This is a genomic window from Marinomonas foliarum, from assembly GCF_003337275.1.
Taxonomy (GTDB): Bacteria; Pseudomonadota; Gammaproteobacteria; order Pseudomonadales; family Marinomonadaceae; genus Marinomonas; species Marinomonas foliarum.
This window is the reverse complement of record NZ_QPJQ01000071.1, coordinates 1-3414: the sequence shown is the minus strand read 5'-3', so window position 1 is coordinate 3414 and position 3414 is coordinate 1. Positions and strand designations below refer to the sequence as shown.

At 43.0% G+C, this 3414-nt stretch carries 2 protein-coding genes; one reads left to right on the top strand and one right to left on the bottom strand.

What is annotated here, in order from left to right:
- Positions 1–191: 191 nt before the first annotated feature.
- The gene (locus tag DFP77_RS19290; protein WP_114413795.1) at positions 192–2105 is read right to left on the bottom strand and encodes an FAD-binding monooxygenase; all 1914 of its coding nucleotides are present in this window, start codon (positions 2103–2105) and stop codon (positions 192–194) included.
- 134 nt (positions 2106–2239) lie between these two features.
- On the opposite strand from DFP77_RS19290, the gene DFP77_RS19285 reads away from it, so the two are divergent.
- Positions 2240–3163, top strand: coding sequence for a LysR family transcriptional regulator (locus DFP77_RS19285; RefSeq protein WP_114413794.1), 924 nt, complete (start codon positions 2240–2242; stop codon positions 3161–3163).
- The last annotated feature ends 251 nt before the right edge of the window (positions 3164–3414 follow it).

Here is a 3414-nt window from a genome sequence, read left to right as displayed (position 1 = left end):
CGGTATCGGCGAAGGAAAGCTGATTCATGTCATTCGGTCTTGAGGTAATGGTCAGATCGGCATTGTCTCATATTGGGGACTTAATCGCAGTTTCCTTAATCTATGGGGGATTTTGCTGAACAGCTTTTTATTACTCCTCTCTATAGCAATAAGAAGAGAGGAGTATGTTGTAACCAAATTAATATTAAGAATTAAGTGCTTTGAATGAACACTCTCTTAAAGAAATTTGTTAATCCGCTGTGATCGCTGAGCGGCAATATTTCTGCAACATACTGATCTGGCCTAACGATGATAATACAGCCGTCTCGCTTGTCAATTCCGCGTTTATCATAGAAAGAGTTTTCTTCACAAATAGCACTGTAGACTTTTTCATAATCCTTTAACCCGTGGCAGCCTTTTGATGGCTGTAAAAGCGAATGAATATCGGCTACTTCTATTTCCCGATGAGGTACTTGGAAGACAGCTTGCACATTGATTATGGCATCGATATCTGCATCTTTTGGTGTAAAACGCTGGATAGGGGATGACGGATTGTTTTGTAAAAACTCGCATAGCGCTTTAACTTTGCAAGTATCGCTCATGAAGTTTTGCTCTCCTGCAAAGGCGAGAATGTGCCAACGACCATCAGCTTTCATGCTGTGACCAAGGTGTACTGGTTTCGCATCAGCATGGCGAGTTACTTTGGCAGAATGAAAACGCATACCAATGGTTTGTCCTGTTGCTAAACCTTGATGTTGTCCAGACGATACCAAGTCTGACTGCGGATAGTGAATGGCGGTACCAGCGGTGAAGCGACCAAATTGAACAAAGTATTGCTGAAAGGCGGTTGGATCAACACCATCCGGATTGGTCGTAGATTTAGGTTTGGCGCTAAACATTTTCGAAAACTCGCGATCGAAATCGATTAATTGCTGAGCCACAGTTTGTCTTTCGAAAGAATAAGACTGCAGTAATTCTGCATTTGCTCTTCCTGTTAGCACATGGGCAAGTTTCCAGCCCAAATTCCATGTGTCATTGACTGAAGTATTCAGTCCTTGTCCCGCTTTTGGGCTGTGAGTGTGACAAGCGTCGCCAGCTAAAAATACATGAGGTAATCGACCATCTTCGGCGTCATCAAATGCGGTAGTAAGCCGCTGGCCGATTTCATACACGCTCCACCAAGCGATTTCTTTCACTTCAATGGTGTACGGATGCATGATGCGGTTTGCTGCAGTAATAAGGTAATCGGTTGTGATTGATTGCTTGCTGAGTCGTTCATTATTTTTTAGTTTGTCCAGCTCAATATACAAGCGCACCATGTAACCGCCTTCGCGCGGAATGATGAGCATGTTGCCTTCATTACTGGAATGAATCGCTGATTTTAGGCGAATATCAGGAAAGTCGGTTACTGCCAATACATCCATAACGCCCCATCCTTGATTGATAGAGTCGCCGACCAATTCACGGCCAATGGATTTACGTACTGTGCTCCGAGCACCGTCACACCCAACCACGTATTTGGCTTTAACCGTCTCGATCACGCCAAGATGTTGAGAGTCTAAGCGTTCAAACGTCAGTGTCACCGGGTAGTCTGTGACTGTTGAATCGACTTCAAGATTGAGTAGTTGGCGGGAGTAATGAGGAACGACTTTTCCTGGCCCGTGGCGCATCACATCAAGAAAGGCATCATGCACTCTGGCTTGGTTGATGATGACATGAGGCATTTCAGATAAGTCATCTTCCACGTCTTGAATTTTGCTACTGCGTGCAATTTGCTTTGGTTGTTCAGTATTAGGTTTCCAAAAAGCGGTTTCGTTTACCCAGTAGGCTTCTTGCTTAATTTGATCTGCGAAGTCATAGGCTTCAAACATTTCCATGGTACGACATGCGATACCATCAGCTTGACCGACTAATAAACGGTCGTCTTTTTGTTCGACAATGCAGGTAGAAATAGAAGCGAATTTCGACAGCTGTGCTGCGAGGTTAAGTCCTGCTGGACCGCAACCCACAATCATTACATCGACTTTTGATGGTAGTGAGTGCTTTAAAGGCGGAGCGATCACTCTATCTGCTGGATCGGTAATTCTAGGGTCACCGGGGTGAAAGCCTTGTTGATAAAATTGCATGGATTATCCTCTTATATTTGTCTATTTCTTATTTGGCGCTAAAAGACTTGCCGTCTGTAATAGAAATGACTTTAATGTAATCAAGATATAAGTAAAAATAGATTTTTAACGTAAGACTAATAGAAAACGTATAGATGAATCCCAACTTATTGAAGCAACTGGCTATTGTTGTGAAACAAGGCTCTCTCAGTAGAGCTTGTGAGCAGCTATACATAACTCAGCCAACATTGACGCGAAGTATTCAGCAATTAGAAATGAAAGTTGGCGCACCAGTTTTGGTTCGAACGCGTTATGGCGTACAGCCTACCGAAATTGGTGCAAGATTAGCGCAAATTGGCGAAAGGATTTTGGCTGAAACAGAACAAGGTGAAGAGGTCATTCGACAGTTCCATAGCGGTTATCACAATGAGTTTGTCATTGGTATTGATCCGCTTTGGGAGTTTGCCACAGTTGCGCACACAACAGCTTATTTTATGCAAGAAAAGCATTATGTTTTCCATTTCCGGACTGGCTCTGCTGCTGCGCAAATAGAGCTATTGCAAAATGGTGAACTCGATTTTTTATTAGCACCCGCGCATCTCTCAGTTAAACAAGGAACTCTAGATAGGCAGCTGTTGTTTCGAGATAGATCTGGTGTTTTTGTGGGGAAAAAGTCGGCTCTTAGAGGTGCGAGTAAGGTTGTTTCTCACGAAACCTTAGAGAAGCAAAATTGGATAGTGGCTGGAGCAAATGCTGGCTTTCTAGATCGTCCTAGTGAACTTATTGGGCTCAAAGCCGCCAGTATGGCTTTTACGGGAAGTATTCGCTCGGTTTTACATCTATTAAATACGTCTGATGTATTGGTTCGTCTACCTGCTCGTTTAGCCTTAATGACAGGGGAGGTTGATATGGATCAAATGATCCAAGTATCAGGACCCCAAGGGCCAAGAAGAGATATTGCTCTTTGGTCAAAAGTAGACAACTTGGAACGTCCTGAGTGTATGAAAGTTCATGAGCTAATACGTGGGTTTATGCAGCAATTGGAAGAATCGACCTCTACGTTTGATTTGTCTTTATAGTACTTAAATAGCCAATATTATGCGGGATGAATGGAGATGTGTGTCATCTTTAATTTGCGGTTGCACCCTGATCACAATTTCTCCTCAATTCTTATGAATTCCTCCGACTTTACTGCCTTAATCTTATATGGGTTTGACGATATTATACTGTTTATCCCTGAATTCAAGTCCGAAGTGCGACACTTTCACTTCAAGCAACTAAGCACATTTCTTTAAACACTACGGCTGGTTGCTTGAACCCTAAACACTTC